Source organism: Vibrio sp. 10N.222.48.A3 (assembly GCF_041475345.1).
GTDB classification, from domain to species: domain Bacteria; phylum Pseudomonadota; class Gammaproteobacteria; order Enterobacterales; family Vibrionaceae; genus Vibrio; species Vibrio tasmaniensis_A.
Window position 1 is genome coordinate 1 of sequence record NZ_JBFRVX010000406.1, and the last position, 3,385, is coordinate 3,385.

The 3,385-nt window shown below is 46.5% G+C and carries 1 protein-coding gene; it reads left to right on the forward strand.

Annotated features, from left to right (window positions below):
* On the forward strand, window positions 1-3,385 hold a 3,385-nt coding region (locus tag AB4653_RS12595), incomplete at both ends, for a translocation/assembly module TamB domain-containing protein (RefSeq protein WP_372104310.1).

Here is a 3,385-nt window from a genome sequence, read left to right on the forward strand (position 1 = left end):
AGGCAGAACCTACTCCGCCCGTAACATCGGTAAAAACACCACTACCAATCGTCATTAATCGAATCGCTTTATCTGATATCAAACTGAATATCTTAGGTCATGAAATTGAATGGGGTTTGTTCTCTACTGCCCTGAGTATGCAGGGGGAAAAGCTGACAGTATCGCCAACTTTATTCAATGATCTTAAGGTTAAACTTGCAGAGTCTACTGAAGATCCACAATCAGAAATAGTCGAGCCAGATACTGCAACTAAGACAGCTATCGAGTTGCCTGAAGTTTGGATTCCTTTGCAGGTTGTACTTGAGCGTTTTGATCTCAACCGTTTCACTCTAGAACAAGAAGCACCAATTGTTGTGAATCACCTCGGGTTAGAAGCTCGCGCGGGTAAACACACGGTTGACGTTTCCAGTCTCGAACTCGATATGCCACAAGCAAGCGCGAACCTAACGACGAAGGTTGAGCTCAAGGGCGGCTATCCGCTAGAGCTTTCTTTGGGTGCGTTGGTGAAAGAAACCGATCTTGCTGGTCAGAAACTGTCTCTGAAAGCACAAGGCAGCGTGGCTAAGTTAAGCCTAGAGTCTCAGTTCTCCGAATTGATTGAGGCAAAGTTGTCTGGGGATATTCAACCCTTAGAACCGACTCTGCCATTTGACCTTCTTTTAGAGGGAGGTAAAGCGCAATGGCCTTTGACAGGTAAAAGTGACTACCAAGCTGCAATTGAGAAATTCAAAGCCGATGGTTCATTAGATGGTTTTAATGTGCAGCTTAAAGCTGAAGCCGATGGTAAGGAGATACCTGCCTTAACAATAGATCTACAAGGTAAAGGCACCACGGAACAGATTGAACTTGAACGCTTGAAACTGAATACCTTGGGTGGCGAACTAAATGGTGTAGTTAAAGCTAACTGGAAGAAGCTCGTTAATTGGCAAGCCGATGTGACGCTCAAAGACATACAACCGGGTCTGCAGTGGCCAGAAGCCGAGGGTAACATTAGCGGAAGCATCGTAACTTCGGGTGAACTGACACAAGCGGGTGGTTGGGCGATTGAACTACCTAAGCTCGATATCGAGGGGATCCTACGAGAATACCCTCTGGATATCAAAGGGCAGTTGTCAGCGTCAGATCGCAGCGCGAGCGGTGAACCTAAACTGAAAACCAGTGGTTTGAGCTTGGCTCACGGTGTTAATTCGATTAAGGCTCAAGGGCAACTGGATAAGCAATGGGGTATGGGCGTTGCGATTAATTTTCCACAGTTAGATAAGAGTGTTCCAGAGCTGACGGGTAAAGTGATGGGTAATATCCAGCTTAGTGGCCCAACGAAAGAGCCAAAGGTCGATCTCGCACTTAATGTTGATAAGGTCGATTGGAATAACGAAGCAACACTAGAATCCTTATCGCTTAATGGCTCAGTGGTTCCTCTGCCATTGCCTGAAGCTCAAGCCGATCTTGTATTGAAAGCTAAGAACTTAACCTATCAAGAACAAAATGTGGAAAGCATTGATTTAACCGTGAATGGCGGTGAGAAGCAGCATACCGTAACACTTGATGTGATATCCGATATAGTGTCGACCAGTTTGGCTATCTCTGGAGAATTGATTCAGAAGCCTTCTCTTATTTGGGATGGGTCGTTAGACAGAGTCAGAATTACCACTCAACAGGGGCCTTGGGTATTAGACCAACCCGTTGCGATTAAGGCGGATGTCGATAAGCAGTATGCCGACGTTCAAGCGCACTGTTGGAAGCAATCGGGTTCGAGCGTGTGTCTGGATGAGGATATCCGCGCTGGAAAGTCAGGTGAGGCCAAACTGGGCGTTAACCAATTCGACTTTGAGCAGATCCAAGCCCTCATGCCTAAAGAAACGCAATTACAGGGCTTAGTCAATGCGACCGCTTATGCCAAATGGTCGGAACAAGGTGAACCTGAGGTGACGGTAAGCGTCGATATGCCGAAAGGTCAGGCTGTTCAACAAGTTGGTGAGCCAATCACACTCGGTTGGGAAAGCGTTGCATTGAATGCCCAACTAAAAGACAACCAACTGAACGCCGACTTTAAGTTGGATGTGTCTGATAATGGTGACCTGTCTGGCACGGTGTCGTTACCAGACATTCTCGCAGAAGACAAAATGGTCGATGCGGCAATTAAGCTGACAACTTTCCATTTGGACTTCTTACAGCCAATCCTCGGCGAATACAGCCTGTTGAAGGCCGATCTTGAGAGTGACCTACAGGTAAAAGGCTCTTTGATGCATCCTCAAGTCTTTGGTCAATTCTCTGTTGATGGTATTCAAGTCAAAGGCGATGTCACACCAGTCGATATTAAAGATGGTCGTATTGACCTCGATTTTGACGGCTACAGCGCGAAGTTAGAGGCCAATGTTGAAACACCCGATGGTCACCTTGATATCGAAGGCTCCGGGGACTGGCAGGATCTTAAAGCATGGCACTCTAACGTTAGAGTGTTTGCTGATGAGTTGATGGTTGATATTCCACCTATGGTTAAGGTGAAGGTCGTGCCTGATATGACCATTGATGTCACGCCAGAGCTTGCAAAAATTACGGGTGATATCGCATTACCGTGGGGACGTATCGTTGTCGAAGACTTACCACCGTCAGCGGTCGGCGTCTCTTCTGATCAAGTTATCTTGAATAAAGATCTTGAGCCAGAGAGCGAAGACACGATTCCATTCAATGTGATGACCAATATTAATATCTCCATTGGCGATGACTTTAAACTGTCTGCTTTTGGTCTTGAAGGTGATTTGGTCGGCAAGCTCAACGTGGCTCAAAAAGACCAAGGTCCTTTTATCACAGGTGAGGTAAATATCGTCGATGGTACTTACCAATCCTTTGGACAAGATCTCTTGATCAAAGAAGGTAAGATTCTAATGAATGGGCCTCCGGATCAGCCATATGTAGCGATCAATGCGATACGTAACCCTGATAATACTCAGGATGATGTGACTGCTGGTATTCGAGTGACAGGCCCGGCGACAGAGCCGACCATCGAAATTTATTCTGATCCTGCGATGCCGCAAGCCAACGCGTTGTCTTATATTTTGCGTGGTCAAGATATTGATGGTGAGTCGAATGGTTCAATGACAACGACCTTAATTGGCTTAAGCTTGGCGAAGAGCGGCAAGGTTGTCGGCGAAATTGGTGAGGCTTTTGGCGTACAGGACTTGCAATTGGATACTGCAGGCTCTGGAGATGACTCCCAGGTTACGGTCAGCGGCTACATTCTCCCTGGTTTACAGGTGAAGTATGGCGTAGGTATCTTTAACTCGTTAGGTGAGTTTACTGTTCGTTATCGATTGATGCAGGATCTCTATGTTGAAGCCGTATCGGGGCTAGACAGTGCCGTGGATCTTCTCTATCAATTTGAATT